Source organism: Cyanobium sp. FACHB-13342 (genome assembly GCF_014697415.1).
Taxonomy (GTDB): Bacteria; Cyanobacteriota; Cyanobacteriia; order PCC-6307; family Cyanobiaceae; genus Cyanobium_A.
Genome location: NZ_JACJRT010000007.1, coordinates 230,434 through 254,417, shown reverse-complemented (window position 1 = coordinate 254,417; position 23,984 = coordinate 230,434). Strand labels below are relative to the sequence as shown.

Sequence of the window (23,984 nt, the reverse complement as noted above, 5' to 3'; positions counted from 1 at the left end):
AGGAGGCGGTCCCTCTGGGGGCCAAGCCTGTGTGATCAGAACCTCTGTGCACCGATCTTCGGGGCACCTTCCTCGACTCCACCCGTCCTGACTCCCAGGTTCTGGCGATGACGTCTCAGCTCGCTCCGATCCGGCCCTTGCTGCCCCGTCTGCGGCTGGCCTTCCGCCTGGGGCCTGCCCTTGCCCTTGCCCTGGTGGGGCTGGGGTTGGCTCCCGTTCAGGCCGGCGTGGAATTTGACAACTGCCAGCCCGCCGGCGATGGCGGCATCACCTGCGACACCCGCCCCACCGGCAATACCCAGATGGACGATGAGGCGGCCCGCTACGGCCTGTTCAACGAGGCCAGTCCGGGCTGGAGTGAATTCGATCCCGACCAGGGTTTCGAGGACGATTTCGGTGGCAACGAAACCTGAGCGCCCTGCCCCCCACGGCCTGGGGGATTCGCTGGTCGAGCGTCTCCACGCCGTTCAGCAGGAGCATGGCTATCTGCCCCGGGAGGAGTTGCAACGGCTGGCCCGGGCCATGGCCCGCCCCCTCAGTGAGGTGATGGGCGTGGCCAGTTTTTATCACCTGTTTCGCCTGGTGCCGCCAGGGCTGCATCGCTGTGTGGTGTGTCGCGGCACGGCCTGTTTTGTCAGGGGTGCTGAGCGGTTGGAGGCCACCCTGCGGCAGCGGGGGGTGGCCTTTGAAACGGCCAGCTGCGTGGGGGCCTGCGGCCAGGCGCCGGTGGTGGTGCTGGATGGGGCCGTGGGCAGCGGCGACCCCGGGGAGCTGCCATGGCAGTGACCTGGCGCTGCTGCGATGCCACCGCCTGCCGGGCCGCGGGCGCGGCGGCCTTGCGGCAGCGGCTCGAGGCTGAGGTGGGTGCCGAGCGGGTCAAGCCGGTGGGTTGCCTGCGGTTGTGCGGCCAGGGTCCCCTGGCGGCGGCCGACCACGACGATGGCCGCAGCGAGTTGTTCGGTGGTGTGGCTGGGGAGCGTCGCCTCGATTGGGCCCATCCGTTCTTTGCCCTGCAGCGGCCGGTGGTGCTGGAGCGCTGCGGCCTCGTGGATCCGAGCTCCATCGACGACGCCCTGGCCCAGGGGGCTTACGCCACCCTGGCGGCGTGCCGCCTGCGCCCCGCCGCCGAGCTGGTGGAGGAGGTGGTGCGCAGCGGCCTGCGGGGCCGGGGTGGTGCCGGCTACCCCACCGGCCGCAAGTGGCAACTGGTGGCGGCCCAGAGCAACGCCTCCAAGGTGGTGGTGTGCAATGCCGACGAGGGTGACCCGGGTGCCTTCATGGACCGCAGCGTCATGGAGGGGGACCCCCACCGGCTGCTGGAGGGCATGGCGATTGCGGCCCAGGCCGTGGGCGCGGCGGAGGCTTACATCTATGTGCGGGCCGAATATCCCCTGGCGATCGAGCGGTTGCGCACGGCCATCGCCGCCGCCACCGACCGGGGGGTGCTGGCTGGCCTGCCGATCCAGCTGCGCATCGGTGCTGGCGCCTACGTGTGCGGGGAGGAAACGGCCCTGCTCCACTCGATTGAGGGCGGGCGGGGTACGCCGCGGCCGCGGCCGCCCTATCCGGCGGCGTCGGGCCTGTGGGGTTTGCCCACCCTGATCAACAACGTGGAGACCTTTGCCGCCATCCCCGCCATCCTGCGGGAGGGCGGCGACTGGTATGCCGCCATGGGCACGGCGGGCAGCAAGGGCACCAAGGTGTTTGCCCTCTCCGGCGCCATCACCCACACGGGCCTGATCGAGGTGGAGATGGGCACGAGCCTGCGCACCATCGTGGAAGCGATGGGGGGTGGCGGTTTGGGCGTGGTGAAGGCGGTCCAGACCGGCGGCCCCTCCGGCGGCTGTATTCCGGTGGAGCTGCTCGACACCCCGGTGGACTACGCCAGCCTGCAGCAGCTGGGCTCGATCATGGGCTCTGGCGGCATGGTGGTGATCGACGGGTCGATGGCGATGCCGGAGCTGGCTCGCTACTTCATGCGGTTCTGCGTGGCGGAGAGCTGCGGCAAGTGCCTGCCCTGCCGCGCCGGCACGGTGCAGTTGGAGCAGTTGCTGGATCGGTTTGTGGAGAAGCGGGCGTCGCCGGCTGATCTTGCCCAGCTCGAGCAGCTCTGCGGGATGGTGAAGGCCACCAGCCTCTGTGGCCTGGGCCAGTCGGCCCCCAACCCGGTGCTCAGCACCCTGCGCTTCTTCCGCGCCGAGTACGAGGCCGCCCTCGCCCCCGGAGTGGTGCCATGAGCGCGAAGCTGCCCGCGGTGCACGGGTCCATCAATGGTCAGGCCTTCACGGCCGCCGCCGATGCCACCCTGCTCCAGGTGATCCGTGGCGCCGGGCTGCAGGTGCCCACCCTCTGCCATCTCGATGGCCTCACACCCGTGGGGGCTTGCCGCCTCTGCCTGGTGGCGATCGAGGGACACCCCAAGCTCGAACCCGCCTGCGTCACCACGGTGGCCGACGGGATGGTGGTGCACACCCACACACCGGAGCTGGAGACCTACCGGCGCATGGCGGTGGAGCTGTTCTTCGCCGAAGGCAATCACGTGTGTGCCTTTTGCGTGGCCAACGGCTCCTGTGAGCTCCAGGACGTGGCCGTGGAGGTGGGGATGGACCACTCCCGCTTCCCCTACCAGTACCCCCAGCGCCACGTCGATGCCTCCCACCCCCAGTTCAGCCTCGATCACCACCGCTGCATCCTCTGCACCCGCTGCGTGCGGGTGTGCGATGAGATCGAGGGGGCGCACGTCTGGGATGTGGGCTACCGCGGCAGCACCTGTTCGATCATCGCTGGCCTGGATCAGCCCTGGGGCGACGTGGCGGCCTGCACCTCCTGTGGCAAGTGCGTGGATGTGTGCCCCACCGGGGCCCTGTTCCGCAAGGAGGACGGCACCGGCGAGAAGCACCCCCATCCGGAACGCCCTCGGCAGCTTGCAGAGGCGCGGTCGGAGCATCACTGGCAGAACCAATGACCACCCCTCCCCCCAAACTGCGATTCGCCACGGTGTGGCTGGCGGGCTGCAGCGGCTGCCACATGTCGTTCCTCGATCTCGACGAATGGCTCTTTGAGCTCGCCGAAGCCGTGGAGATCGTCTACTCACCGGTGGCGAGTGACACCAAGGTGTTCCCCCAGGGGGTGGATCTGTGCCTGGTGGAGGGGGCGGTGGCCAATGCCGACAACCTCGAGCTGGCCCTGCAGCTGCGGGCCCGCAGCAAGGTGGTGGTGTCGTTTGGCGACTGCGCCGTGACCGCCAACGTGCCGGGTCTGCGCAACCTCTGGGCTGGCGTGGATGGGGGTTCGCGCCAGAGCGTGCTCGATCGCGGCTACCTCGAGCTGGCCGACACCGGTGCCCAGCACCCCCATGCCCCCGGCATCGTGCCGGAGCTGCTGGAGCGGGTGTTGCCGCTGCACGAGGTGATCCCGGTGGACCACTACCTGCCGGGCTGTCCACCCTCGGCAGAGCGGATCCGCACCTTTCTCGAACATCTGCTGCGCGGCGAGGAGCCGGCGATGGAAGGCCCGGCCATGCTGGGTTTTGGTTGAGGGCGATCGCCATGGGCACCGATCCCACCCCCCGCACGATCACGATTGATCCGGTGACCCGGATCGAGGGGCACGCCAAGATCACCCTCCACCTCGATGAGGCGGGCCGGATCGCCGACGCCCGTTTCCACGTGGTGGAATACCGCGGCTTCGAAACCTTCTGCGAGGGCCGGCCGTTCACCGAGATGGCCGGAATCACGGCCCGCATCTGCGGCATCTGCCCGGTGAGCCATCTGCTTGCGGCGGCGAAAACCGGCGACAAGCTGCTGGCGGTGCAGCCCCCGCCGGCGGCCCGCAAGCTGCGCCGTCTGCTGAACCTGGCCCAGCTCACCCAGAGCCACGCCCTCTCTTTTTTTCACCTCAGCAGCCCCGATTTCCTGCTCGGCTGGGAGAGCGATCCGGCCCGGCGCAATGTGTTCGGCCTGATGGTGGCCGATCCCGACCTGGCCCGCGCCGGCATCCGTCTGCGCCAGTTTGGTCAGCAACTCATCGAGCGCCTGGCGGGGCGCAAGATCCACAGCGCCTGGGCGGTGCCCGGTGGGGTGCGCACGCCGATGACGGCGGCGACGGCGGCCTGGATCCGCGAGCGGCTTCCGGAGGCCCAGGCCACCGTGGCCAGGGCGCTGGAGCTCTACAAAGCGCTGCTGGATGGGCCCCTGCAGCGGGAGCAGCGCACGTTCGGCGACTTCCCGTCGCTGTTCATGGGGCTGGTGGCGCCCGACGGTGGCTGGGAATGCATCGAGGGGGCGATCCGCTTCATCGACTCCACGGGCCAGATCGTGGCCGATGGCCTCTCGGAAGACGATTACGCCAGCTTTCTGGGGGAGGCGGTGGAGAGCTGGAGCTACCTGAAATTCCCCTACTACAAACCCCTGGGCTACCCCGGCGGGATGTATCGGGTGGGGCCGCTGGCCCGGCTCAATGTCTGCGAGCGGATCGGCACGGCCTGGGCCGACCGGGAGCTGGCGGAGTTTCGCGCCCGCAGCGGCACCCCAGAGAGCGGCGGCCGGATTGTCACCTCGTCCTTTGCCTATCACCACGCCCGGCTGGTGGAGATCGTGGCCTGCCTGGAGGCGATCGGGCAGCTGGTGGAGGATGCCGAGCTGCAATCGCCCCATGTGCGGAGCCATGCCGGCCTCAACGCCACCGAGGCGGTGGGGGTGAGCGAGGCGCCCCGGGGCACGTTGTTTCACCACTACCGGGTGGATGACGACGGCCTGATCACCCGGGTGAACCTGATCATCGCCACCGGCCAGAACAACCTGGCGATGAATCGCACCGTGGCCCAGATCGCCCGCGCGTTCATCCCGGAGCCGGTCGCCGCTGGCGCCGAGATCCCCGAGCCCCTGCTCAACCGGGTGGAAGCGGGCATCCGCTGCTTTGACCCCTGCCTGAGTTGCAGCACCCACGCGGCGGGTCAGATGCCGCTGCGGATGGCGCTGGTGGATGCCGGTGGGCGGGTGTTGGCGGAGCGGGTGCGGGATTGAGGGAGCCCTTGACCTCAGCACGGCGTCTGGTGATCGGCATCGGCAACCCCCAGCGCGGTGACGACGGGGTGGGGGGCTTGCTGGCCGAGCAGGTGGGAGGCCGCAGCGTGCAGCAGCTCACCCCCGAGTTGGCTGCGGAGTTGGCCGAGCTGGAGGCGGTGTTGTTCATCGATGCCTGGCTGGCACCGGCCGGGGCCGGCCCAGAGCTGATCGCGATTGCCCCTACCAAGGGCGCGACAGGCAGCTCCGCCGAGAGCCACCGGCTCGAACCAGCCCAGCTGCTGGCGATCAGCCAGGCGCTCTACGGCCGCGCCCCCACGGTCCATCTGCTGCGGGTGCCGGCCGACAGCTTTGAACACGGCACGGCCCTGTCGCCCGAGCTGCAGGCCGCCCTGCCGGCGGCCCGTGCCCTGCTGCGCCAGTGGCTGAGCGGCCATGCATGAGCTCAGCCTGATGGAGGCGGTGCGCGATCAGGCGCTGGCGGCGGCCCATGCCGACGGTGCCATCCGCATCACGGTGATCAGCCTGCGGGTGGGCGAGCTGGCGGGGGTGGAGCTCGAGGCGCTGCGCTTCGCGTTCCCGGTGGCGATGGCGGGCACGATCGCCGCCGGCGCCGAGCTGCGCATCGAGAGCGAACCGGCCGAATGCCATTGCGCCGCCTGCAACGCCCCGTTCCCGGCCGCCGATGGCTGCTGCGACTGCCCCCGTTGCGGCGCCATCAGTCGCCAACTGTTGCGCGGCCGCGACCTGCGGCTGCTCGCCCTGGAGGTGGTGTGAAGGGGCGCCATCCTGCCCGGCCTCTCTAGCCTGGATGCAGGCCTTTGCTGATCGCCGTCATGTGCCGCGACTGCTCCTGCGGACAGCCGGCCCCTGAGTCCAACCCTGAGCCGCTCCCCGAACAACCGCGCCGGCTACCGCTGCACACGGCCCTGCTCCAGCGCAACGACGCCGGGGCCGCTGCCCTGCGCCAACGCTTCACGGCGGCCGGGGTCACGGTGGTGAACCTGCTCTCCTCCCCCGGCTCGGGCAAGACGGCCCTGCTGGAAGCCCTGGCCCAACGCCTGGGAAGCGCCGAGGGCGCCGCGCCGCGCCTGGCGGTGATCGTGGGCGATCTGGCCACCGACAACGACGCTCGCCGCCTGCAGGCCGCCGGGGTGCAAGCGGTGCAGATCACCACCGGCCAGGCCTGCCACCTGGAGGCGCCGATGGTCGCGGAGGGGGTGCATCGCCTCAGCCATCAGGGCGTGGCGCTGGGGCAATTGGAGCTGCTGGTGATCGAGAACGTGGGCAATTTGGTGTGCCCCGGCGCCTACGACCTCGGCGAAGGCCTGCGGGTGGTGCTGCTCTCCACCACCGAGGGCGAGGACAAGCCGCTCAAATACGCGCCGATTTTCCACGGCGCCGATCTGGTGCTGATCAGCAAGATCGACCTGGCCGAGGCGGTGGGCTTCGACCGCGCCGCCGCCCACGCCGCCATCGCCCGCGTGGCGCCCCACGCCCAGGTGCTGGAGGTGTCCGCCCGCAGTGGCGCGGGCCTCGACGCCCTGATCGCCGCCCTCGGGTTGGCCACACCGGCGGTGCGATGAGCCAGGCCCGCCTGCGCCTCTGGTGCCGCGGCGTGGTGCAGGGGGTTGGCTTCCGGCCGCTGGTGCACCGCCTCGCCAGTGAGCTGGCGCTGGTGGGGGAGGTGGAGAACGTCGCGGGCGCCGTGCGGCTCGAGTTGCAGGGGGAGCGCCGGTGCCTCGAGCTGCTGGTGCGGCGGTTGCCCGAGGCGTTGCAGCCCCCCGGCGCGTTGGAGCCATTGGAGCCGGACTGGCTCCCGCCCCGCGTTCCGGCGCCAGCTGGCCTGCGCATCGCCGCCGCTGCAGGTCAGCCGCTGGGGGAAGGCCTGGTTGCCCCGTCCCTCGCCGCCGACCTCGCCCCCTGCACCGCTTGCCTGGCCGAGCTCCACGACCCCGCCAACCGTCGCCACCGCTACCCCTTCATCAGCTGCAGCGCCTGCGGGCCGCGCTACTCGATCGCCACCGCCGAGCCCTACGCCCGCGCCCACACCAGCCTGGCGGGCTTTCCGCTGTGCGCTGCCTGCCAGCGGGAGTTCGATGATCCGGCTGATCGCCGCTTCCACGCCGAAACGATCGGCTGCCCCACCTGCGGCCCCCGGCTGGCGTGGCACGGGCCCGGTGGCGAGGCTGGTGGTGAGGCGGGTGGTGACCCCCTCGATCAGGCCCTGGACCTGCTGGCCGCGGGGGGCATCCTGGCCCTGCAGGGGGTGGGGGGCTTCCAGCTGCTGGTGGATGCCAGCAACGGGGCGGCGGTGGCCCGGCTGCGCCAGCGCAAGCACCGCCCCGCCAAGCCCCTTGCCCTGCTGGTGGCCGATCTGGAGGCGATCACAACCCTGGTGGAGCTATCGACGGACGAACGGCTCCAGCTGCAGCATCCGGCGGCGCCAATCGTGCTGCTGCGCCGCCGCCTCGGAGCGCCTGAGGCCCTTCCGGGTGTGGCGCCGGGCAGCGCGGCCCTGGGGGTGATGCTGCCCGCTTCGCCCCTGCACCAGCTGCTGGCGGCGGGGTTTGGCCGGCCCCTGGTGGCCACCAGCGGCAACCGCAGCGGTGAACCCCTCTGCTGCGATCCCGCCGAAGCCCTGGAGCGCCTGGCGGGTATTGCCGATGGCTTTCTGCTGCACAACCGTCCGATTGCGCGCCGCCTCGACGACTCGGTGCTGCAGGTGATCGAAGGGCGGCCGGTGCTGTTGCGCCGGGCCCGCGGCTACGCCCCCAGGGCCCTGGCCCTGCAGGCTCCGCCGGGCACCGCCCTGGCCTTCGGTGGCGACCTCAAGAATGCCCCCGCCCTGGCCCAGGGCGGCCGGGTGTGGCTGGCGCCGGTGCTCGGCGATCTGGCCGGCGGCCGGCAGATGCAGCTGATGCAGCAGGGGGTGGACCAGCTGTTGGGGCGCTATGGCTCCCAGCTGGATGCCCTTGTTTGCGATCTCCATCCCGGCTACGGCAGCCACCAGCTGGCGGCGGGGGCGGCCCGGCGGCGGGGGGTGCCGCTGCAGACGGTGCAGCACCACCGGGCCCATGGGCTGGCGGTGGCGGCGGAGCACGGTCTGGAACTGCCGCTGCTGGTGTGGGCCTGCGATGGGCTGGGCTACGGCGACTCGGCGGGTGGCCACCGGCTCTGGGGCGGGGAGCTGCTGCGGCTCACCGCTGCCGGCGCCGAGCGCTGGGCCTGCCTGCGGCCCTTCCCGCTGCCGGGAGGGGAGCGGGCGATGGCCGAACCACGCCGGGCGGCCCTGGGCTTGCTGGTAGCCACCGGGCCCGGGGCCCTGGCCCACCCCGGCGCCGCTGCTTGCCGCAGAGCCTTTGCGGAGGGGGAGTGGGAGCTGCTGCTGCAGGCCCTGGCCACGGGTTGCAACACTCCGCTCTGCTCCAGCACCGGCCGGCTGTTTGATGCGGTGGCCTCCCTGCTGGGCCTGTGCCAGCGCAGCAGCTTTGAGGGGGAGACGGGGCTGCGGCTGGAGGGGTTGGCGCTGCAGTCTGAGCCGATCCAGCCTGTGCCCATGCCCCTGCTGCCGGCGGCGGGGCTAGAGCTGGGCTGGCTCGATTGGGCCCCCCTGGTGCGCAGCCTGTTGGACTCCGGTGCCGCAGGGGTGTCGCCCCGGCAGCGGGCCGCGACGTTTCACGCCTCCCTGGCGGCGGGTCTGGCTGGGGCGGCGGCCCAGGCGGCGGCCCGCAGCGGCAATGGGCCCGTGCTGCTGGCCGGTGGCTGCTTTCAGAATCGCCTGTTGCTGGAGAGAACCAGCGCCGCTTTGCGGGCGGCGGGCCTGGAGCCCTACTGGGCCGAGCAGGTTCCCTGCAACGACGGCGGTCTGGCCCTGGGTCAGCTTTGGGCAGCTTTGGCCAATCTCCCTATAACGAAGGAAAGCGTGGAGGCCTCCCCATGTGCCTGGCCACCCCCGGCCTGATCCTCGCGGTGACCAGCCCCGCTGCCGCTGCCGGGCCCGGTGAAGCCTCTGAGCCGGACCTGTGGCGCCGCGCCGAGGTGGATTTCGGTGGGGTGCGTCAGTGGGTGAGCCTGGCCTGCCTGCCGGAGGCGGAGGTGGGGGATCGGGTGCTGGTGCACGTGGGCATCGCCCTGAGCCTGGTGCTGGACGAGCCATGAGTGCTGCCCTGGCCACGGCACCCCAGCTCACGATCGACGGCAACGAGGCCGTGGCCCGGGTGGCCTATCGCCTCAACGAGGTGATCGCCATCTACCCGATCACGCCGGCCTCGCCGATGGGGGAGTGGGCCGATGCCTGGGCGGCCGAGGGGCGGCCCAACCTCTGGGGCACGGTGCCCGCCGTGGTGGAGCTGCAGAGCGAGGCGGGTGCCGCCGGCACCGTGCACGGTGCCCTGCAGGCCGGGGCGCTCACCACCACCTTCACGGCCAGCCAGGGGCTGCTGTTGATGATCCCCAACCTCTACAAGCTGGCGGGGGAGCTGACGTCAGCGGTGTTGCACGTGGCCGCCCGCTCCCTGGCGGCCCAGGGGCTCTCGATCTTCGGCGACCACAGCGATGTGATGGCCACCCGCGGCACGGGCTGCGCGATTCTCGTCTCCTCCTCGGTGCAGGAGGCGGGCGACTTTGCGGCCCTGGCCACCCGGGCCAGCCTGCGCAGTCGCCTTCCGTATCTGCATGTGTTTGATGGCTTCCGCACCTCCCACGAAATCCAGAAGATTGAGCCCCTCAGTGACGACCAGCTGCGCCAGCTGATCCCCCCCACCGAGATCAGCGCCCACCGGGCGCGGGCCCTCAGTTCTGAGCACCCGGTGATCCGCGGCACCAGCCAGAACCCCGACGTCGCCTTCCAGGCGCGGGAATCGGTGAACCGCTTCGTCGACGCAGCGCCCGGGCAGCTGATCGAGGCGATGGACCGTTTCGGGGAGCTCACCGGTCGCCACTACCGCCCCTACGACTACGTCGGCCCCGCCGATGCGGAGCGGGTGCTGGTGCTGATGGGCTCCGGCTGCGAGACCGCCGTGGAAACGGCCGAGGCGCTGCAGGCTGCCGGCGAGCGGGTGGGGGTGCTGAAGGTGCGGCTGTTCCGCCCCTTTGCCGCCCGGCTGCTGGTGGAGGCCCTGCCGGCCAGCACCCGGGCGATCGCCGTGCTCGACCGCTGCAAGGAGCCGGGTGCCCCCGGTGAACCCCTCTACCTCGATGTGGTGGCGGCTTTGGCCGAAGAGTGGGTCGCGGTGCATGGCGCTGCGCTGCCGGCGGTGTTGGGCGGCCGCTATGGGCTGTCGTCGAAGGAGTTCACCCCGGCGATGGTGAAGGCGGTGTTCGATCACCTGCGGCCGCTGCTGGCACCCTTGCCGACGGCTCGGGAGGGCCGGCCGATCAACCACTTCAGCGTGGGGATTGACGATGACGTCACCCACCGCTCCCTGCCATTCGACGATGCCCTCGAACAGGGCTTCCACACCGACCAAGCCGAGGTGCGCGCCGTGTTCTACGGCCTGGGCTCCGATGGCACGGTGGGGGCCAACAAGGCGGCCATCAAGATCATCGGCGAGGGCACCGATCTTTGGGCCCAGGGCTATTTCGTGTACGACTCCAAGAAATCGGGGTCGGTCACGGTGTCGCACCTGCGCTTCGGCCCCCGGCCGATCCGCTCCACCTACCTGATCCAGCGGCCCACCTTCGTGGCCTGCCACCAGTGGGACTTTGTCGAGCGTTTCGATCTGCTGGCTGGCATCGAGCCCGGTGGTGTGTTGTTGCTCAACAGCCCCTTCGCCCCCGCCGACACCTGGGCGCGGCTGCCGGAAGCCCTGCGCGCCCAGATCCGCAGCAAGCGGCTCGCGGTGCACCAGATCAATGCCTATCAGGTGGCGCGGCAGGCGGGCATGGGGCCCCACATCAATACGGTGATGCAGGCCTGTTTCTTTGCCCTCAGTGGCGTGTTGCCGCGCCATGAGGCGATCGAACGCATTCGCGCCTCGATTCAGCACAGCTATGGCCGCAAGGGCGAGGCGGTGGTGGCGATGAACCTGGCGGCCCTCGACGCCAGCCTCGATCACCTGGAGCCCCTCGATTGGCAGGCCCTGGACGCCGCTGCCACGGCCCCGATCCCGGCACCGTTGCCGCAGGACCGCCTCGCCACGGCTCCGGCGTTTGTGCGCACCGTGATCGGGCCGATGCTGGAGCGCCGCGGCGATGCCCTGCCGGTGAGCGCCCTGCCTTGCGACGGCACCTGGCCGGTGGGTACGGCCCGCTGGGAGAAGCGCAACATCGCCGCTGCGGTGCCCGTCTGGGAAACCGACCTGTGCGTGCAGTGCGGCAAGTGCGTGATGGTGTGTCCCCATGCGGTGATCCGCGCCAAGGTGGGCGCCCCGGAGGCCTTTGCCTCCGCCCCCGAAGGCTTCCGCACCGCCCCCGCCCGCGACCCCGCCTTCGCCGGCCAGACCTTCACCCTGCAGGTGGCCTCAGAAGACTGCACCGGCTGTGCCCTGTGCGTGGAGGTGTGCCCCGCCCGCGACCGCAGTGAGCCGCAGCGCAAGGCGATCAACATGGCGCCGCAGCGGCCGTTGCGCCAGCAGGCCCGCGGCCACTGGGACTTCTTCCTGCAGTTGCCGGAGGTGCCGCGCGCCGATCTCAACCTGCACAAGATCGGCCAGCAGCAGCTGCAGCAGCCCTTGTTTGAGTTTTCCGGGGCCTGCGGTGGCTGCGGCGAAACCCCCTACCTCAAGCTCGCCTCCCAGCTGTTCGGCGATCGGATGCTGATCGCCAACGCCACCGGTTGCAGTTCGATCTATGGCGGCAACCTGCCCACCACCCCCTGGAGTGCCAATGCCGAGGGGCGGGGGCCGGCCTGGAGCAATTCCCTGTTTGAAGACAACGCCGAATTCGGCTACGGCATGCGGGTGGCACGCGACCAGCAGCGCCAGATGGCCCTCGATGGCTTGGAGCGGCTGGCGGGCCAGCTGCAGCCGGAACAACTCCCGCCTTCCCTGCTGGACGCCCTGCGCTGGGCCGACCAGAGCGATGAGGCCGGCATCGTCGAGCAGCGCCAGCGGGTGGCGGCCTTGAAGCAGCGGCTGCAGGCCGTGCTGGAGAGCACCCCAGGCGACGCCATCGCCGGGGAGGCCCGCCAGCTGCTGGAGCTGGCCGATGCCCTGGTGAAGACCAGCGTGTGGCTGGTGGGCGGCGATGGCTGGGCCTACGACATCGGCTTTGGCGGCCTCGACCACGTGCTGGCCAGTGGCCGGGATGTGAATGCCCTGGTGCTCGACACCGAGGTGTACTCCAACACCGGCGGCCAGGCTTCCAAGAGCACCCCCCGCGGTGCGGTGGCCAAGTTTGCGGCGGCGGGCAAGGCGGCCCCCAAAAAAGACCTGGGCCTGATGGCGATGACCTACGGCACTGTCTACGTGGCCAGCGTGGCCATGGGGGCCCGCGACGAGCACACCATCCGCGCGTTTCTGGAGGCCGAGAGCTACCCAGGGCCTTCGCTGATCATTGCTTACTCCCACTGCATCGCCCACGGCATCGACATGGCCCAGGGCATGGCGCACCAGAAGCTGGCGGTGGATTCGGGCCGTTGGCTGCTCTACCGCTACGACCCCCGCCGCGCCGAGCGGGGCGAGACACCCCTGCAGCTCGACAGCCCGGCGCCGAAGCGCTCCCTCGAGGAGGCGATGGAGCGGGAAAATCGCTTCCGCATGCTGCGCTACAGCCAGCCGGAGCGGGCCCGGGCCCTGGTGCGCCAGGCCCAGCGCGAGCTGGCGTGCCGCTGGGCCACCTATCGCGCCCTGGCGCAGCCCACCCCCAAGCCATGACCCCCGATCTCGCCACCACCTACCTCGGCCTGCCCCTGCGCACCCCCCTGGTGGTGGGGGCTGCGGCTCCCCTGAGCGACGATCTGGCCCAGCTGCAGGCCCTGGAGCGGGCTGGGGCGGCGGCGATCGTGCTCCATTCGCTGTTTGAGGAGCAGATCGAGCAGGAACAGCTCGACCTGCATCACCGCCTCGGCCAAGGGGCCGAGAGCTATGGCGAAGCGCTCACCTACGTACCGGAGCCATCCCTTTTCCATGGCGGAGAAGATCTCTACCTGCGCCAGCTGGAGCAGGCCCGCAAGCATCTGGCCGTGCCCCTGATCGCCAGCCTCAACGGCACCACTCCCGGCCGCTGGGTGGAATCGGCCCGGCGGATCGAGGCGGCCGGTGCCTCGGCCCTCGAACTCAACATCTACGCCATTCCCACCGATCCGGAGCTCTCCAGCGCCGCCATTGAGGCCGGGGTGGAGGAGATCGTGCGCCAGGTGCGTGCTGAGGTGGGCTTGCCCCTGGCGGTGAAGCTGAGCCCCTTCTTCACCAACCTCAGCGCCATGGCCAAGCGCCTGGCGGCGGCAGGGGCCGATGGGTTGGTGCTGTTCAACCGCTTCTACCAGCCCGATATCGACATCGAGACCCTGGAGCTGCGGCCCAACCTGCTGCTGTCCACCCCCCACGACCTGCGCCTGCCGCTGCGGTGGATCGCCCTGTTGCATGGCCGCCATCGCCTCGATCTGGCAGCCAGTGGTGGCGTGCACCGCGGCACCGATGTGGTGCGGCTGTTGATGGCCGGTGCGTCCGTCACCCAGGTGGTGGGGGCGCTGCTGCGCCACGGCCCCGAGCGCCTGGCGGGTTTGGAGGAGGAGCTGGCCACCTGGTTGATGGAGCACGAGGTGGCCTCGGTGGCCGAGCTGATCGGCTGCATGAGCCAGCGGCGCTGCCCCAACCCGGCCGAATACGAGCGGGCCCAGTACATGCGGGCCATCGCGGGGTACCGCCCGGCGGAGGCGCGCCAGGCGCCGGGGCCCTGGTGAGCCCCGCCGTGGCTGGTCGGGTGGGGGAGCTGGCGGCGGCGCTGGCGGCCACGGTGAGCCGTCCCTGGACGGTGATGGAGGTGTGCGGCGGCCAGACCCACGCGATCCTGCGCTGGGGTCTCGACCAGCTGCTGCCGCCGGGGCTGCGCTTGATCCATGGGCCCGGATGCCCGGTGTGCGTGACGCCGGCCGAGCGCCTCGATGCTGCCCTGGCGCTGGCGGCCCAGCCCGGGGTGATTCTCTGCTCCTACGGCGACATGCTGCGGGTGCCGGGCAGTGCCACCGCTGCTGGGGGGGCTGATCCCGTGGCGGCAACCGACCTGCTCGGCGCGCGGGCTGCTGGCGGTGACGTGCGGCTGCTGACCTCGCCCCTGGAGGCCATCGCCCTGGCCCAGGCTGCCCCCGATCGGCAGGTGGTGTTTTTGGCGGTGGGCTTTGAAACCACCGCCCCGGCTACGGCCCTGCTGCTGTGCCAGGCCCGGGCCCTGGGGCTCGCCAACCTCTCGGTGCTGCTGGCCCACGTGCGGGTGGCCCCGGCCATGGAGGCGCTGCTGCTGGAGCCCGCCAACCAGGTGCAGGGCTTCCTGGCGGCGGGCCACGTGGGCGCGGTGATGGGCACCACCGAGCTGCACCAGCTGGTGCAGCGTCACCGGGTGCCGGTGGTGGTGACCGGCTTTGAGCCGGTCGAGGTGATGGCGGGCCTGCTGCGGTTGGTGCAGCTGCTGGAGGCGGGCACGCCGGCCCTCGCCAATGCCTACGGCCGGGTAGTACGGGATCGGGGAAACGCTGCGGCCCAGGCCCTGCTGGAGGAGGTGTTTGAAGTGACGGATCAGCCCTGGCGCGGCCTGGGCCCCATCGCCGGCGGCGGGTTCGCCCTCGCCCCGGCCTACCGGCACTTCGATGCCCTGGCGCGCCTGGCCCCCCTGATGCCGAACCCGGGGTCTGCGGTCAGCGATGCAACTTCTGCCGCCTCCAGCCCCTGCATCAGTGGCCGGATCCTGCAGGGGCGGGCGATCCCGTCGGAGTGCCCGGCCTTTGGCGGCTCCTGCACCCCCGAGCACCCGCTGGGGGCGCCGATGGTGTCGAGCGAAGGAGCCTGCGCCGCCTACTACCGCTACCGGCGCCAGGCCGCATGAGGGGTGGCATGGCTGAGCGCATCCAGTTGGCCCATGGCGGCGGCGGCACCCTGATGCAGCAGTTGATCGACCAGGAGTTGCGGGCGCTCTACGCCGATCCGACCCAGGTGCTCCACGATGCCGCCCTGCTCCCGTTGCCCCCTGGCCCGTTGGCCTTCAGCACCGATGGCTACGTGGTGCAGCCCCTGGAATTCCCAGGCGGCGACATTGGCCGCTTGGCGGTAGTCGGCACCGCCAACGATCTGGCCATGGCCGGGGCCCGGGCGCTGCACCTGAGTGTGGCGATGATCCTGGAGGAGGGGTTGCCCCTGGAGCTGCTGCGACGCGTGGTGGCCTCGATGGCCGCGGCGGCCCGCGAGTGCGGCCTCACGATCGTCACCGGGGACACCAAGGTGGTGGAGCGGGGCAAGGCCGATGGGGTGTTCCTCACCACCAGTGGCGTCGGCCTGGTGGAGGCCCCTGAGCCGATTGATCCCCGGGCGATCCGCCCAGGAGACCAGCTGTTGGTGAGTGGCGACCTGGGACGCCACGGCGTGGCGATCCTGGCGGCGCGCTATGGCCTGAACCTGGTGCCGCCGGTGCTGAGCGACTGCGCCCCCCTCTGGCCCCAGGTGCAGGGACTGCTGGCGGCGGGCGTGCGGATCCACTGCCTGCGCGATCTCACCCGCGGCGGCCTGGCCAGCGCGTTGCAGGAGTTGGCCGTGGCGGCCGGCGTTGAGCTGGCGATCGAAGAGGCCTGTCTGCCGGTGGCCGAACCCGTGGCCCGCACCTGCGACCTGCTCGGTTTTGAGCCCCTGCATCTGGCGAACGAGGGGCGTTTCGTGGCGGTGGTGCCGCCCGAGGCCGCCGACCTGGCCTGCGCGCTGCTGGCCACCGGCGGTGGGGCCTGGATTGGCACGGTGCGACCGGCCCCGGGTGCCGGGGGACAGGTGTGGCTCACCACGGCCTTGGGCACGGACCGTCTGCTGATCCCGCTGAGCGGCGAGTTGTTGCCCCGGATTTGCTGAGGCCCGGTCCGGGCCCGTAATTGTTTAGATTTCACAACTGATCCGGTTGGCATCCGCCCCGGTGGAGGGTCCATGGACCTCACGCCTTTTCTCAACAGCCTGGAGGGCACCACCCTCGACCAGGTGCTGATTTCAGTGGCCATCAGCGGCAAGGTGGCCATCGCCATGAAGGGCCGTTTCCTGCTGCGCTCCGTGTGCGAGAGCTTCAAGGACCGCACCCGTATCGGCTGCGCCGTCACCGATGAGGTCACCTGCCTGAGCTACCTGGAGCGGGAGCCCTATGAGCTGCTGATCTGCACCGACTACCTCGAGGATGGCAGCGGTTTTGAGCTGGCCCGCAAGGCCCGCGCCGCCCAGCCGGGCCTGCGGGTGGTGGTGTTGGCTCTGGGAGATGTGATCCCGGCGCAGTATGTGGATGCCCCGTGGCTGGAGGCGGTAGTGGCGGAGGCCGATTTCATCGGCGATCAGCGGCCCCTGCAGGCGGCGGTGCTGGCGGTGATGGGACACCACTCCTACCGAAGCCCCTCGCTGCGCTCCGGCACCCTGCCCTATCTGAGTTGCCCCCGACTCACCAAGCGGGAATACGAGGTGCTGGATCTGCTGGCCAGTGGGCTCACCGATCGGGAGATCGCAGAGAGCCTGGTGGTGAGTGAGGAGACGGCGAAGACCTACACCAAGCGTCTGCTCAAGACCCTCGACGTCAACAATCGGCTGCAGGCGGTGCTCAAGGGCATGCGCTGCGGCATGGTCCAGCTTTAAGGGGCAGCCCCTCAATTGTCCCCGTATGGGGGGATCGGGAACCGGTCCGTTGGGCGCAAAGTGAATCCAGTGCCCACCTGGGTTCTGCGCTGACCCGAAGGCCGCCGGTTCCATGCCCCCATCCCTGCCTGCCCCCGCTCCCGGCCTCACCATTGGTGAGCTCGAAGCCAACTACTCCCTTTACTGCAAAGCCCTGCGCCTGCTGATCCGCGAGGGCAAGTCGATTGCCAAGGTGCGCCGCACCGTGTGCTGGCAGCGGCTGGAGATCCTCCACAACTGCCTGCCGGGCCAGTACCGCGAGCCCGACTACCTCTTTGCCCTGCTGCAGCGGGAGCTGAAAACCAGCCTGTAAGGGGTCACCGCCTGCCGCTCAGTCACCCAGGAGCCAGAGGGCCAGGCCACCGCCCCGTCCCCGGGCCAGGAGCCAGGCCGACTCCCCTTCCCCCTCCCGCGCGATGAGCGCGAAGAAGGGGCGCTTGCGGGGCTCCGGCGGCCCCGCAATGGCCTGCCGCCACAGGGTGTGATCGCCGCAGCGCACCTCGAGCTGGGTGAACCAGAACACCAGGAGAGGCCGCCGCCCCCGCAGCTGTCCTTCGCCGCTGAAGCAAAGCTGCAGGCCACCCACCTGCACGCTGTTGAGCACCGCCAATCCATCCCCCTCGGGGCTGGAGGTGATGGCCAGGGTGGCCTGGAGAGCGCGGAGCAGGGCGGCGGTTCGGATTTGGGGCTGGGTTTGCCGTTTGCTCCAGAGCTGATCCAGGCGCCAGCGGCCCTGAATGGTTTCGCGGGTCAGGCCGGAGCCCTGGCTGCGGCTGCGGCGCTCCCGTGCCAGCACCTCGTTGCCGCTCAGTTCAGGACGTGTCGGGCGGCTGGGGTTCAAGGTGGCTCAGTCGAAGTTGGCCTTGAGATATCGCTCCAGAAATGAGCCCGGAGGCAACTTGGGAGGGTCTTCAAACTTCATGCCCAGGTAGGTCTGGAAGGCGTCGTCGGAAAACCACATCAAGCGGGCCTGGAAGGTCACCAGACCCGTCCCCACCACTTCGGTGAGGGTGAGGTCGGCCAGGGTGCCCACCGGCAGATCCACCTGGCCATTGGCGATCACGCACAGGCCGGTGTTGCTGAGATCCCACAGGGTGGTGACCCATCGGCGACCGTCCGGGGCCTGGATCGATCCCCGGGGGGCGATGGCGAAGGGGATGACCTTGCGTTCGTCCTGACGATTGTCGGGGGTGCCTCGGCGGCTGATGCCGCTGCGGCGGTCCATGCCGCTGCGCCGTTCCTCCTGTTGCTCCTCGTTGAGCCAGTCTTGAACGCCCCGTCGCTCCTCATTGCTACGCCGGTCTCCGCCGCTGCGCCGCTCGGCCCCGTCAAGCTTCTGGAACCGACCTTCCCCCTCCATGGCTCTGCTGGTGACGTCGGTCGTGGGTCCCGACTCCTTTCATAGCTGACAGGTTCAGCCAGCGAAAGGGGGAACGGGCCACTCGCCCCAATGGCCAGCCGTTGGGGGCTAGATCGGGGTCCAAATGGACCGAAGCGAGTGAATTCCGGCCAGCCTTGGCTACTCAGCGAGGTCGGTCGCTTCTCTAAGGGTGGCTGGCGATGGCCAGAGCTGCCCTGCTGAAGCGTGGTGGTGCTGGTGGCCAGAGTGGAGTGATTCCGAACTCAGAAACAGAAGGGCAGGAACTGGGTGCGGCAGGCGGCGTAGCCGTCCACAAGGGCGCCCAGTCCGATCTGGTGGGCAATCCCCGAGCCCGTGAGTCCTTCGATCACGATGCCAATCACGATGCCGAGCATGGCGGCGCGACCGTTGAAGCGCTCCACCCGTTGGAGCTGTTCCATGTGAATCAGCTGTTCAGCACGATGCTGAAACCACTTGTCGTTGGCGGGGGTGTTGGTCATGGGGTGGGGGGATCAGCGGGATTTTGACGTCAGGTCGCTGGGGCGGCTCAGCACGTAGGTGGTCATGCCCGTGAGAACAACCACGAGGGCGATGACGGCGGTAATGGCAGCGGTGTAATCGGTGCTCATGGCGATCAACCCAGACCCAGCTGGGCGAGGATGGTCTGGCCGGTGAGCAGTTCGGTGCCGAGGCCGATCACGAAGCCGAGCATGGCCAGGCGGCCATTCCAGCTTTCGGCGAAGGCCACAAATCCAAAGCGGGGAGCGGGCTGGGCCATGGGTGTTGCGTTATGTTACGAAGACTGTAACAGATTTTTAACAGACTGAGAAGGACCCTGCCCCGTCTGAACGCCCCCTGATGGATTCGAACCATCGACCGGCTGCTTAGAAGGCTCAGGGTGTAATCACTGTAATCCCTTGCTGCATCTGGCGGTTGTGGCTCTAGTGCTTTGGGTGTGAGAAGTTATGTGAGAAGTTTTTCTGGTTTCCCGCGCTCCGGGCGCCTGGGGAATCTCTGGGCTTCGAGCAGCTGCTTCCAGGGCAGCTGCTCGATAGAGGGGATTGGAGAGGCATGCGCACATGCGCCCCGGAGGCTGCGGCGGGGCTAGAGAGCTGTGCTGGATGCGCTAACTCCCCCTCCCCCTTATTCAATGGAAGGGCCGGTTCCTTGAGCAAGGCGAGGGCTTAATCAAGGTTCCCGCGGAAGTGGCCCTGTCGATGTGCGGCGCCAAGTCACCAATCCGCTTTGAGCGCTCTTCTCCACAGCGTCCGGCTTGCCGATGTCAGCCGTGCCAAAAGTTCTGCGGGCACCGGCAAGGCTCCGTTCGGCAGCGGCCGTCCTTCAGCGTGCCACGGCAGTGCCGTGGCGTGTATCGGCCAGCCGCCGCCGCCCTCCGCGCCGGGGCCGGTGTGGGGTGGCGGGCTCAGCTGCTCTCCCGCGGCTGCGGTGGCCTAGGGGCTGCTCACCGGCGGTAGCTGCCATAGGGGCCCCAGCGATTCTCTCGCAGCTGCGCGGCGGGGCGGGTTGATTCGGCTCAGATCTGATGGTCTTGATTCTCAGCGAGCCGGGGCTCCTCTATGGAGCTCAGCTTTTCGTAGATCCATTGCATCGCAGTGGCTCTACTGCCTCCAGAGTGCATCTGTACTGGTAGAATAAGGGTTGCGCCAAAGGCCCCGAGCCCATCGCCTGCGGCAACCTCATCCCCTGATCTCGCCATCAAAGCCGCGTATCTCTGAGCGGTTGTGATGCCCCGATCAGTTGTCACTTTTGGCAGCTGATTCCATGGCTATTTGTCATTCACTCGAGCCACGTTCGGGCTCTGCTTACTCGCTTGTGATCGCGGCTGGTGGCGGCCGTGATCTGGCCTGGCCCCATCAACGGGTTGCCGCTGAGCTGCTCGCCCGTAGCGGCGGCCGGCTGGTGCACCTGCTGCTCCATGGCGGTGCCCGTGGCGCCGATGCCGCCATCGGCCGTGCTGCTCACCAGCTGGGCTGGTCGTCTCTGGTGATGCCGGCCCAGTGGGAGCGCCACGGCCGGGCCGCCGGGCCAATCCGCAATCGCGAGCTGCTCCAGCAGGCCATTGCCCGAGCGGAGGCTCACACCTCCCCCGGCTCGATCGCTTCGGTGCTGGTGGTGGCCTTCCCCGGCGGCGCAGGTACCGCCTCGCTGGTGCAGCAGGCCCGGAGCATGGCCGCCCGATCTCCAGTGCCGATCTCGGTTGCGCAAGTCAGCCCCTCGGCTGGGCTCTGGGCTGTTCCTGCCTCCGCCCGCTCCTGAAGCCTTCCGCCCTATCGGCGCTCCGTTCTGTATCTGGTCCATTCATTCCCCACACCCTCATGGCTGTTCTCACTCCCATCCCCGCCACTGCGCTGCCAAGCGCACCTCACGGTGCGACTGCTGTCCTGGAGTCGGCTCCCTCAGCGGCAGGTCCGGCCTGCTCTCTGGAGCGATCAGGCTCTCTCTGGCAGCTGGGCATCGAGGCCCAAGAGCTCACCACCGCGATCGGCCAGCTGGCCGAACAGCTCGAAACCGATGACCCCGAACAGCGTGCCCTGGCTCTGACTGAGCTAGAGGCGGCACTCCTTGCAGAAGAGGGAAACAAGGCGGCCCTGGCCGCTAAGGCCGATGCCACCTGCTGGGTGATCGAACACCTGCGTGGCCAGGCCGCTTACCGCCAGCAGCAGGCCAAGCGCCTCAGCGATCTGGCCCGCTCCGATGCAGGCCGAGCCGATGCCCTTGAGGAGTCGCTGATCTTTGTCCTCACCCAGCTGCAGCCCAGCGCCACCCGGTTCTCGTTCCCGAACCACGAGCTCAGCAGCCGCAAATCCACGGCCGTCGTGATCGACGACGAGCAGGCCCTCGATTCCGAATGGCTCGCCGTCACCACCACCAGCAAGCCCGACAAGGCAGCCATCAAGGAAGCCCTCAAGGCCGGCCGCCAGATCACCGGCGCCCAGCTCCTCTCCCGCCGCAGCTGGCGCATCCACTGAGGGGGGCAGAGCCCCCCGTCGACATGGGCCTGCTGCACGGGCGGGTCCACATCTCTCAAGACCGATCTCCAACCCTCCTCATCTCGGAGCACCGCCATGGCCCCCGCTGTCTTCTCCACTGAGCAGATCGCTGCTCTCTCCGCACCCCTTGATCGCGCCAAGGTCCAGACCCGCAGCCAGGCTGGTCGCTCCCTGGCCTACCTGGAGGGATGGCAAGCCATCGCGGAGGCGAATCGAATCTTTGGCTTCGATGGCTGGCAGCGCGAAACCATCGGCGTGCAGTGCGTCTCTGAGCGGGAGCGCACTCTGGGCAGCAGCAACCGCGCCGGCTGGGGTGTCACCTACACCGCTCGCGTTCGTATCCGTGTCGGGGATGTCATCCGAGAAGGCAGCGGTGCCGGCCACGGCATCGACGCTGACCTGGGCCAGGCCCATGAGTCCGCACTCAAGGAGGCCGAGACCGATGCCATGAAGCGGGCCCTGATGACTTTTGGCAATCCCTTTGGCCTGGCGCTCTACGACAAGCAGCAGCGGGAGGTCACCAGCTCAACTGCTCCCACATCAGCCCGCCAAGCACCGGCTTCTCAACGCAACAGCACTGCTGCCGAGCCCACGGCCGAGGTGGGTCTGGATCCCCTCGATCCGGAAACCGTCCAGCAGATTCTTGCCACGGTGCGGGGCCTGCCTCGCCCGGAGCTGGAGGGCTTCACCAAGGCGTTCCGCAAGCGGTTCCAGGTGCCAGCTGATGCCCCTTCGATCGCCGATCGGATCTGCCAGCGGCGTCACCACGACTGGATCGAAGCGTTTCTGGTGTCGCACCGATCGCTGCACCCTGCGGGCCAACGCCAGGCGCTGACGGCCTGAGCATCAGCGCTGCAGCAGCCAGCGCAGCAGCGACAGGCCGATGATCAGCCCGATGCCGGTGTTCCAAAGCCAGGACGGGCGCTCGGCCAACCGCTTCAGCCAGGCCGGCAGCTGATCACGCCACTGCTCCAGGGCCAGCACCGCCAGCAGCAGCACCAGCAGGGGGATGCCAATGGCCAGCACGAGTTCGCGGAGCATCGACACGCATCCTTTGCCTGAACCGTATTCAGGCTCAAGGGATGCGGCCGCCAACCCCAGCAATGCGTGCTAGTACAGACGTACGCATCTGGAGTCGGTCGTGGATGTTCCCTCGTCTCGGTCTATGGCCCTTGCGCCCAGGCTTGAAAACCCAATCGAGGAGTGGCCTTATCTCGACAGCGAGGTGCTGGTGAAGACCCGTAGCCGCAAGGTCTGCATGACCTGCCACTGGTTTCGCCACCACGCCGGGGTGAACTGCATCCCGGTGCTCACCTGCCAGCTGCACCAAGGGTTGATCGCCCATGGCGAGCATCTCACCAGCCGCTGTCAGGGTTGGACCGATGACATGACGCGTCAACAAGGCTGGGCGCCTGAGGTGGCTTGAACGGCCGATGAACGTGACGGGCAGGCACGGCCGACCGCCGCTTTCCCCGCAGGAGGGCTGGATCAGTGATGGCCGTCAGGTCCTGCATTTCCAGCCGCGCCGCTACGACCGCTGGAGCCAGAGCCTGGAGGTGACGCTTGGGGAGTTGATTCCCGGGCAGGCGGCACCCCTCCTGAAACGTCGCAAGGAGCTGACGCGGGAGCAGGCGATCAAGCTCTGGCAGCAAAAACGGCAGCAGGGCTGGCGGGCCTGTGAACCGCAGTGGAGCCCGCCGCAACCGCTGCGTCTGAAAACAACCCACTGAGACGCTTTCAGCCCGCCAGCATGGGTTCACGTCGTGGCCTGGCTGTGTTGTTCAACCCCTTTTGCCCGCTCAGCACGGCCAAGGTGCTGGCCCTCAAGGCCACCGTGCTGCTGCTGCTCACCCTGCTGATCAAGGCAAGGGTGCAGATCGCGGCTGGCTCGGCCTTGGGGATCTTGCTGCTGTTGGTGCAGACCCTGGTGTTCCTGGCCATCAGCGGTGGCTTGGTGCTGGCGGCTGGTGGAGCAGCGGTCTATGCCACGCAGCGGCGCCGGCCGGCCGCAGCCTGAGCCCGAGCCATGGCCGTTGAAATCGCCCTGGCCATGCTGCAGCAGGATGGCCGCTGGCTGATGCAGCTGCGCGACGAGATCCCCAACATCGTCGCGCCCGGTTGCTTGGGACTGTTCGGTTGGGCACCTCGCGCGCCGCACTCACCGCCCACGTGGTTATCAATCCTCAGCAACTGACGGCGGAAGGGCTCAGTCGTGATCAACTGCTGATCCTGGCGCAGCAGCAGTTGGCACGGCTGGGGGTTCGGAAGAGCACCCTGCAGCTGGAAACAATCCATCCAGTTGGGGAGTCAGTGCGCCAGTTGGCCCCCCGCGAACACTGAGCGCCAGCACAGCGCCTCATCACGGTCATGAACCTGGAGTTTTGCCGCCGCAGGCTTCCCAGCTGTTGAGCAGGCCAAACAGTTCAGATTGGAGGTTCTGCATCGCGACGATCTTCTCGCCGATCTCGCCGGCCTTGCTGCGGATCCGTGCCTTCAGATCACTGCAGGTGCAGATGCCTGAACGCCGCGCCTCGAGGATCCGGCGCACATCCGGCAGTGAGATCTCCATCGCCCGCAGGGTGCGGATCAGGGCGAGTTCAGCGAAGACGCCCTCATCAAACAGGCGGTAGCCGCCCTCGCTGCGGCTGCTCGGCTGAATCAAGCCCTCGTCGCAGTAGAAGCGAATGGTTTTGACCGTCAGGCCCGAGCGGCTGGCCACCGCGCCGATCTTTTCGAGCGCCCCGGGCAGCAGGCCCGCTGGATGTCGCGCAGCCACTTGACTCTCCCCCCGCTGGAGGGTGCA

The 23,984-nt window shown here is 69.1% G+C and carries 31 protein-coding genes; 25 read left to right on the top strand and 6 right to left on the bottom strand.

Features of this window, described 5'->3' with window-relative positions; all coding sequences use genetic code 11:
• Positions 1–107 precede the first annotated feature (107 nt).
• The 17 genes from H6G16_RS05185 (at position 108) to H6G16_RS05105 (ending at position 17,123) form a co-directional block, all read left to right on the top strand.
• Entirely contained in the window at positions 108–413 is a 306-nt protein-coding gene (locus tag H6G16_RS05185; protein ID WP_242036182.1) for a hypothetical protein, read from the top strand.
• Positions 397–786 (top strand): NAD(P)H-dependent oxidoreductase subunit E, encoded by a 390-nt coding sequence (locus tag H6G16_RS05180; protein WP_190389219.1) that lies wholly within the window; start codon positions 397–399, stop codon positions 784–786. The genes H6G16_RS05185 and H6G16_RS05180 overlap by 17 nt, the downstream gene beginning before the upstream one ends.
• Positions 777–2,237, top strand: a complete 1,461-nt coding sequence (locus H6G16_RS05175; RefSeq protein WP_190389218.1) for an NADH-ubiquinone oxidoreductase-F iron-sulfur binding region domain-containing protein — start codon at positions 777–779, stop codon at positions 2,235–2,237. Before H6G16_RS05180 ends, H6G16_RS05175 begins: the two co-directional genes overlap by 10 nt.
• Complete coding sequence (gene hoxU, locus H6G16_RS05170; RefSeq protein ID WP_190389217.1) at positions 2,234–2,965, top strand: bidirectional hydrogenase complex protein HoxU; 732 nt, start codon at positions 2,234–2,236, stop codon at positions 2,963–2,965. The genes H6G16_RS05175 and hoxU overlap by 4 nt, the downstream gene beginning before the upstream one ends.
• Positions 2,962–3,537: an oxidoreductase gene (locus tag H6G16_RS05165; protein ID WP_190389216.1), complete on the top strand. Its 576-nt coding sequence runs from the start codon at positions 2,962–2,964 to the stop codon at positions 3,535–3,537. The genes hoxU and H6G16_RS05165 overlap by 4 nt, the downstream gene beginning before the upstream one ends.
• An 11-nt stretch (positions 3,538–3,548) precedes the next feature.
• Entirely contained in the window at positions 3,549–5,024 is a 1,476-nt protein-coding gene (locus H6G16_RS05160; RefSeq protein ID WP_190389215.1) for a Ni/Fe hydrogenase subunit alpha, read from the top strand.
• 8 nt (positions 5,025–5,032) lie between these two features.
• Positions 5,033–5,467: a hydrogenase maturation protease gene (locus H6G16_RS05155; protein WP_190389214.1), complete on the top strand. Its 435-nt coding sequence runs from the start codon at positions 5,033–5,035 to the stop codon at positions 5,465–5,467.
• Positions 5,460–5,801 carry a hydrogenase maturation nickel metallochaperone HypA gene (hypA, locus tag H6G16_RS05150; RefSeq protein WP_190389213.1) on the top strand — a complete coding sequence of 114 codons (342 nt, stop codon included), beginning with the start codon at positions 5,460–5,462 and terminating at the stop codon, positions 5,799–5,801. The genes H6G16_RS05155 and hypA overlap by 8 nt, the downstream gene beginning before the upstream one ends.
• A 59-nt stretch (positions 5,802–5,860) precedes the next feature.
• The gene (gene hypB / locus H6G16_RS05145; protein WP_190389212.1) at positions 5,861–6,610 is read left to right on the top strand and encodes a hydrogenase nickel incorporation protein HypB; all 750 of its coding nucleotides are present in this window, start codon (positions 5,861–5,863) and stop codon (positions 6,608–6,610) included.
• A complete protein-coding gene (hypF, locus tag H6G16_RS05140; protein ID WP_190389211.1) occupies positions 6,607–8,988 on the top strand; it encodes a carbamoyltransferase HypF in 2,382 nt (793 codons plus the stop codon). Before hypB ends, hypF begins: the two co-directional genes overlap by 4 nt.
• Positions 8,964–9,185, top strand: a complete 222-nt coding sequence (locus tag H6G16_RS05135; protein ID WP_190389210.1) for a HypC/HybG/HupF family hydrogenase formation chaperone — start codon at positions 8,964–8,966, stop codon at positions 9,183–9,185. The genes hypF and H6G16_RS05135 overlap by 25 nt, the downstream gene beginning before the upstream one ends.
• Positions 9,182–12,841: a pyruvate:ferredoxin (flavodoxin) oxidoreductase gene (gene nifJ / locus H6G16_RS05130; RefSeq protein WP_190389209.1), complete on the top strand. Its 3,660-nt coding sequence runs from the start codon at positions 9,182–9,184 to the stop codon at positions 12,839–12,841. Before H6G16_RS05135 ends, nifJ begins: the two co-directional genes overlap by 4 nt.
• On the top strand, positions 12,838–13,869 hold the full coding sequence (locus tag H6G16_RS05125) for a dihydroorotate dehydrogenase-like protein (protein ID WP_190389208.1): 1,032 nt from the start codon (positions 12,838–12,840) through the stop codon (positions 13,867–13,869). Before nifJ ends, H6G16_RS05125 begins: the two co-directional genes overlap by 4 nt.
• Positions 13,866–15,005, top strand: coding sequence for a hydrogenase formation protein HypD (gene hypD / locus H6G16_RS05120; RefSeq protein ID WP_347238798.1), 1,140 nt, complete (start codon positions 13,866–13,868; stop codon positions 15,003–15,005). Before H6G16_RS05125 ends, hypD begins: the two co-directional genes overlap by 4 nt.
• Positions 15,006–15,013: 8 nt before the next feature.
• Positions 15,014–16,012 (top strand): hydrogenase expression/formation protein HypE, encoded by a 999-nt coding sequence (hypE, locus tag H6G16_RS05115; RefSeq protein WP_190389207.1) that lies wholly within the window; start codon positions 15,014–15,016, stop codon positions 16,010–16,012.
• Between the two features lie 72 nt (positions 16,013–16,084).
• Complete coding sequence (locus H6G16_RS05110) at positions 16,085–16,771, top strand: response regulator transcription factor (protein ID WP_190389206.1); 687 nt, start codon at positions 16,085–16,087, stop codon at positions 16,769–16,771.
• Between the two features lie 112 nt (positions 16,772–16,883).
• Positions 16,884–17,123, top strand: a complete 240-nt coding sequence (locus tag H6G16_RS05105) for a DUF3136 domain-containing protein (RefSeq protein WP_190389205.1) — start codon at positions 16,884–16,886, stop codon at positions 17,121–17,123.
• Positions 17,124–17,141: 18 nt separating this feature from the next.
• Here the strand turns inward: H6G16_RS05105 and H6G16_RS05100 are convergent, their stop codons facing one another.
• The 4 genes from H6G16_RS05100 to H6G16_RS05085 form a co-directional block, all read right to left on the bottom strand.
• On the bottom strand, positions 17,142–17,651 hold the full coding sequence (locus H6G16_RS05100; RefSeq protein ID WP_242036180.1) for a hypothetical protein: 510 nt from the start codon (positions 17,649–17,651) through the stop codon (positions 17,142–17,144).
• Between the two features lie 6 nt (positions 17,652–17,657).
• Entirely contained in the window at positions 17,658–18,170 is a 513-nt protein-coding gene (locus tag H6G16_RS05095) for a PilZ domain-containing protein (protein WP_190389204.1), read from the bottom strand.
• A 263-nt stretch (positions 18,171–18,433) separates the two neighbouring features.
• Positions 18,434–18,670, bottom strand: coding sequence for a high light inducible protein (locus H6G16_RS05090; protein ID WP_190389203.1), 237 nt, complete (start codon positions 18,668–18,670; stop codon positions 18,434–18,436).
• Between the two features lie 134 nt (positions 18,671–18,804).
• The gene (locus tag H6G16_RS05085; RefSeq protein WP_190389202.1) at positions 18,805–18,948 is read right to left on the bottom strand and encodes a high light inducible protein; all 144 of its coding nucleotides are present in this window, start codon (positions 18,946–18,948) and stop codon (positions 18,805–18,807) included.
• Between the two features lie 1,055 nt (positions 18,949–20,003).
• Between H6G16_RS05085 and H6G16_RS05080 the strand changes: the two genes are divergently transcribed.
• The 3 genes from H6G16_RS05080 to H6G16_RS05070 all read left to right on the top strand — a co-directional run bounded on the left by H6G16_RS05080 (position 20,004) and on the right by H6G16_RS05070 (position 22,024).
• The gene (locus tag H6G16_RS05080; RefSeq protein WP_347238797.1) at positions 20,004–20,447 is read left to right on the top strand and encodes a hypothetical protein; all 444 of its coding nucleotides are present in this window, start codon (positions 20,004–20,006) and stop codon (positions 20,445–20,447) included.
• Positions 20,448–20,506: 59 nt separating this feature from the next.
• On the top strand, positions 20,507–21,160 hold the full coding sequence (locus tag H6G16_RS05075; RefSeq protein ID WP_190389200.1) for a siphovirus Gp157 family protein: 654 nt from the start codon (positions 20,507–20,509) through the stop codon (positions 21,158–21,160).
• A gap of 96 nt (positions 21,161–21,256) precedes the next feature.
• Entirely contained in the window at positions 21,257–22,024 is a 768-nt protein-coding gene (locus tag H6G16_RS05070; protein ID WP_190389199.1) for an RAD52 family DNA repair protein, read from the top strand.
• A gap of 3 nt (positions 22,025–22,027) precedes the next feature.
• On the opposite strand, the gene H6G16_RS05065 is transcribed toward H6G16_RS05070, so the two are convergent.
• A complete protein-coding gene (locus H6G16_RS05065; RefSeq protein WP_190389198.1) occupies positions 22,028–22,222 on the bottom strand; it encodes a hypothetical protein in 195 nt (64 codons plus the stop codon).
• A 124-nt stretch (positions 22,223–22,346) separates the two neighbouring features.
• Here H6G16_RS05065 and H6G16_RS05060 point away from each other — a divergent pair, with 124 nt between their 5' ends.
• Genes H6G16_RS05060 through H6G16_RS05040 form a run of 5 tightly spaced genes read left to right on the top strand, consistent with a single transcriptional unit; the run spans position 22,347 to position 23,521 of the window.
• Positions 22,347–22,607: a galactose oxidase gene (locus tag H6G16_RS05060; protein WP_190389197.1), complete on the top strand. Its 261-nt coding sequence runs from the start codon at positions 22,347–22,349 to the stop codon at positions 22,605–22,607.
• 7 nt (positions 22,608–22,614) lie between these two features.
• A complete protein-coding gene (locus H6G16_RS05055; RefSeq protein ID WP_190389196.1) occupies positions 22,615–22,911 on the top strand; it encodes a DUF1651 domain-containing protein in 297 nt (98 codons plus the stop codon).
• 20 nt (positions 22,912–22,931) lie between these two features.
• Positions 22,932–23,198, top strand: coding sequence for a hypothetical protein (locus H6G16_RS05050; protein WP_190389195.1), 267 nt, complete (start codon positions 22,932–22,934; stop codon positions 23,196–23,198).
• Positions 23,199–23,207: 9 nt separating this feature from the next.
• Positions 23,208–23,375, top strand: coding sequence for a hypothetical protein (locus H6G16_RS05045; protein WP_347238796.1), 168 nt, complete (start codon positions 23,208–23,210; stop codon positions 23,373–23,375).
• Positions 23,351–23,521 carry a hypothetical protein gene (locus H6G16_RS05040; RefSeq protein ID WP_190389194.1) on the top strand — a complete coding sequence of 57 codons (171 nt, stop codon included), beginning with the start codon at positions 23,351–23,353 and terminating at the stop codon, positions 23,519–23,521. The genes H6G16_RS05045 and H6G16_RS05040 overlap by 25 nt, the downstream gene beginning before the upstream one ends.
• 25 nt (positions 23,522–23,546) lie before the next feature.
• Here H6G16_RS05040 and H6G16_RS05035 read toward each other — a convergent pair whose 3' ends face one another.
• On the bottom strand, positions 23,547–23,957 hold the full coding sequence (locus H6G16_RS05035) for a MerR family transcriptional regulator (RefSeq protein ID WP_347238795.1): 411 nt from the start codon (positions 23,955–23,957) through the stop codon (positions 23,547–23,549).
• Between the last annotated feature and the right edge of the window lie 27 nt (positions 23,958–23,984).

Coding starts and splice junctions, on each gene's coding strand:
- H6G16_RS05065 (WP_190389198.1), bottom strand. CDS start 22,222: ATGCTCCGCGAACTCGTGCTGGCCATTGGCATCCCCCTGCTGGTGCTG.
- H6G16_RS05105 (WP_190389205.1), top strand. CDS start 16,884: ATGCCCCCATCCCTGCCTGCCCCCGCTCCCGGCCTCACCATTGGTGAG.
- H6G16_RS05095 (WP_190389204.1), bottom strand. CDS start 18,170: ATGGAGGGGGAAGGTCGGTTCCAGAAGCTTGACGGGGCCGAGCGGCGC.
- H6G16_RS05055 (WP_190389196.1), top strand. CDS start 22,615: ATGAACGTGACGGGCAGGCACGGCCGACCGCCGCTTTCCCCGCAGGAG.
- hypE (WP_190389207.1), top strand. CDS start 15,014: ATGGCTGAGCGCATCCAGTTGGCCCATGGCGGCGGCGGCACCCTGATG.
- H6G16_RS05050 (WP_190389195.1), top strand. CDS start 22,932: ATGGGTTCACGTCGTGGCCTGGCTGTGTTGTTCAACCCCTTTTGCCCG.
- H6G16_RS05135 (WP_190389210.1), top strand. CDS start 8,964: ATGTGCCTGGCCACCCCCGGCCTGATCCTCGCGGTGACCAGCCCCGCT.
- hypB (WP_190389212.1), top strand. CDS start 5,861: ATGTGCCGCGACTGCTCCTGCGGACAGCCGGCCCCTGAGTCCAACCCT.
- H6G16_RS05075 (WP_190389200.1), top strand. CDS start 20,507: ATGGCTGTTCTCACTCCCATCCCCGCCACTGCGCTGCCAAGCGCACCT.
- hoxU (WP_190389217.1), top strand. CDS start 2,234: ATGAGCGCGAAGCTGCCCGCGGTGCACGGGTCCATCAATGGTCAGGCC.
- H6G16_RS05060 (WP_190389197.1), top strand. CDS start 22,347: ATGGCCCTTGCGCCCAGGCTTGAAAACCCAATCGAGGAGTGGCCTTAT.
- H6G16_RS05070 (WP_190389199.1), top strand. CDS start 21,257: ATGGCCCCCGCTGTCTTCTCCACTGAGCAGATCGCTGCTCTCTCCGCA.
- H6G16_RS05090 (WP_190389203.1), bottom strand. CDS start 18,670: ATGACCAACACCCCCGCCAACGACAAGTGGTTTCAGCATCGTGCTGAA.
- H6G16_RS05045 (WP_347238796.1), top strand. CDS start 23,208: ATGGCCGTTGAAATCGCCCTGGCCATGCTGCAGCAGGATGGCCGCTGG.
- H6G16_RS05160 (WP_190389215.1), top strand. CDS start 3,549: ATGGGCACCGATCCCACCCCCCGCACGATCACGATTGATCCGGTGACC.
- nifJ (WP_190389209.1), top strand. CDS start 9,182: ATGAGTGCTGCCCTGGCCACGGCACCCCAGCTCACGATCGACGGCAAC.
- H6G16_RS05175 (WP_190389218.1), top strand. CDS start 777: ATGGCAGTGACCTGGCGCTGCTGCGATGCCACCGCCTGCCGGGCCGCG.
- H6G16_RS05110 (WP_190389206.1), top strand. CDS start 16,085: ATGGACCTCACGCCTTTTCTCAACAGCCTGGAGGGCACCACCCTCGAC.
- hypA (WP_190389213.1), top strand. CDS start 5,460: ATGCATGAGCTCAGCCTGATGGAGGCGGTGCGCGATCAGGCGCTGGCG.
- H6G16_RS05125 (WP_190389208.1), top strand. CDS start 12,838: ATGACCCCCGATCTCGCCACCACCTACCTCGGCCTGCCCCTGCGCACC.
- H6G16_RS05165 (WP_190389216.1), top strand. CDS start 2,962: ATGACCACCCCTCCCCCCAAACTGCGATTCGCCACGGTGTGGCTGGCG.
- H6G16_RS05185 (WP_242036182.1), top strand. CDS start 108: ATGACGTCTCAGCTCGCTCCGATCCGGCCCTTGCTGCCCCGTCTGCGG.
- hypF (WP_190389211.1), top strand. CDS start 6,607: ATGAGCCAGGCCCGCCTGCGCCTCTGGTGCCGCGGCGTGGTGCAGGGG.
- H6G16_RS05085 (WP_190389202.1), bottom strand. CDS start 18,948: ATGGCCCAGCCCGCTCCCCGCTTTGGATTTGTGGCCTTCGCCGAAAGC.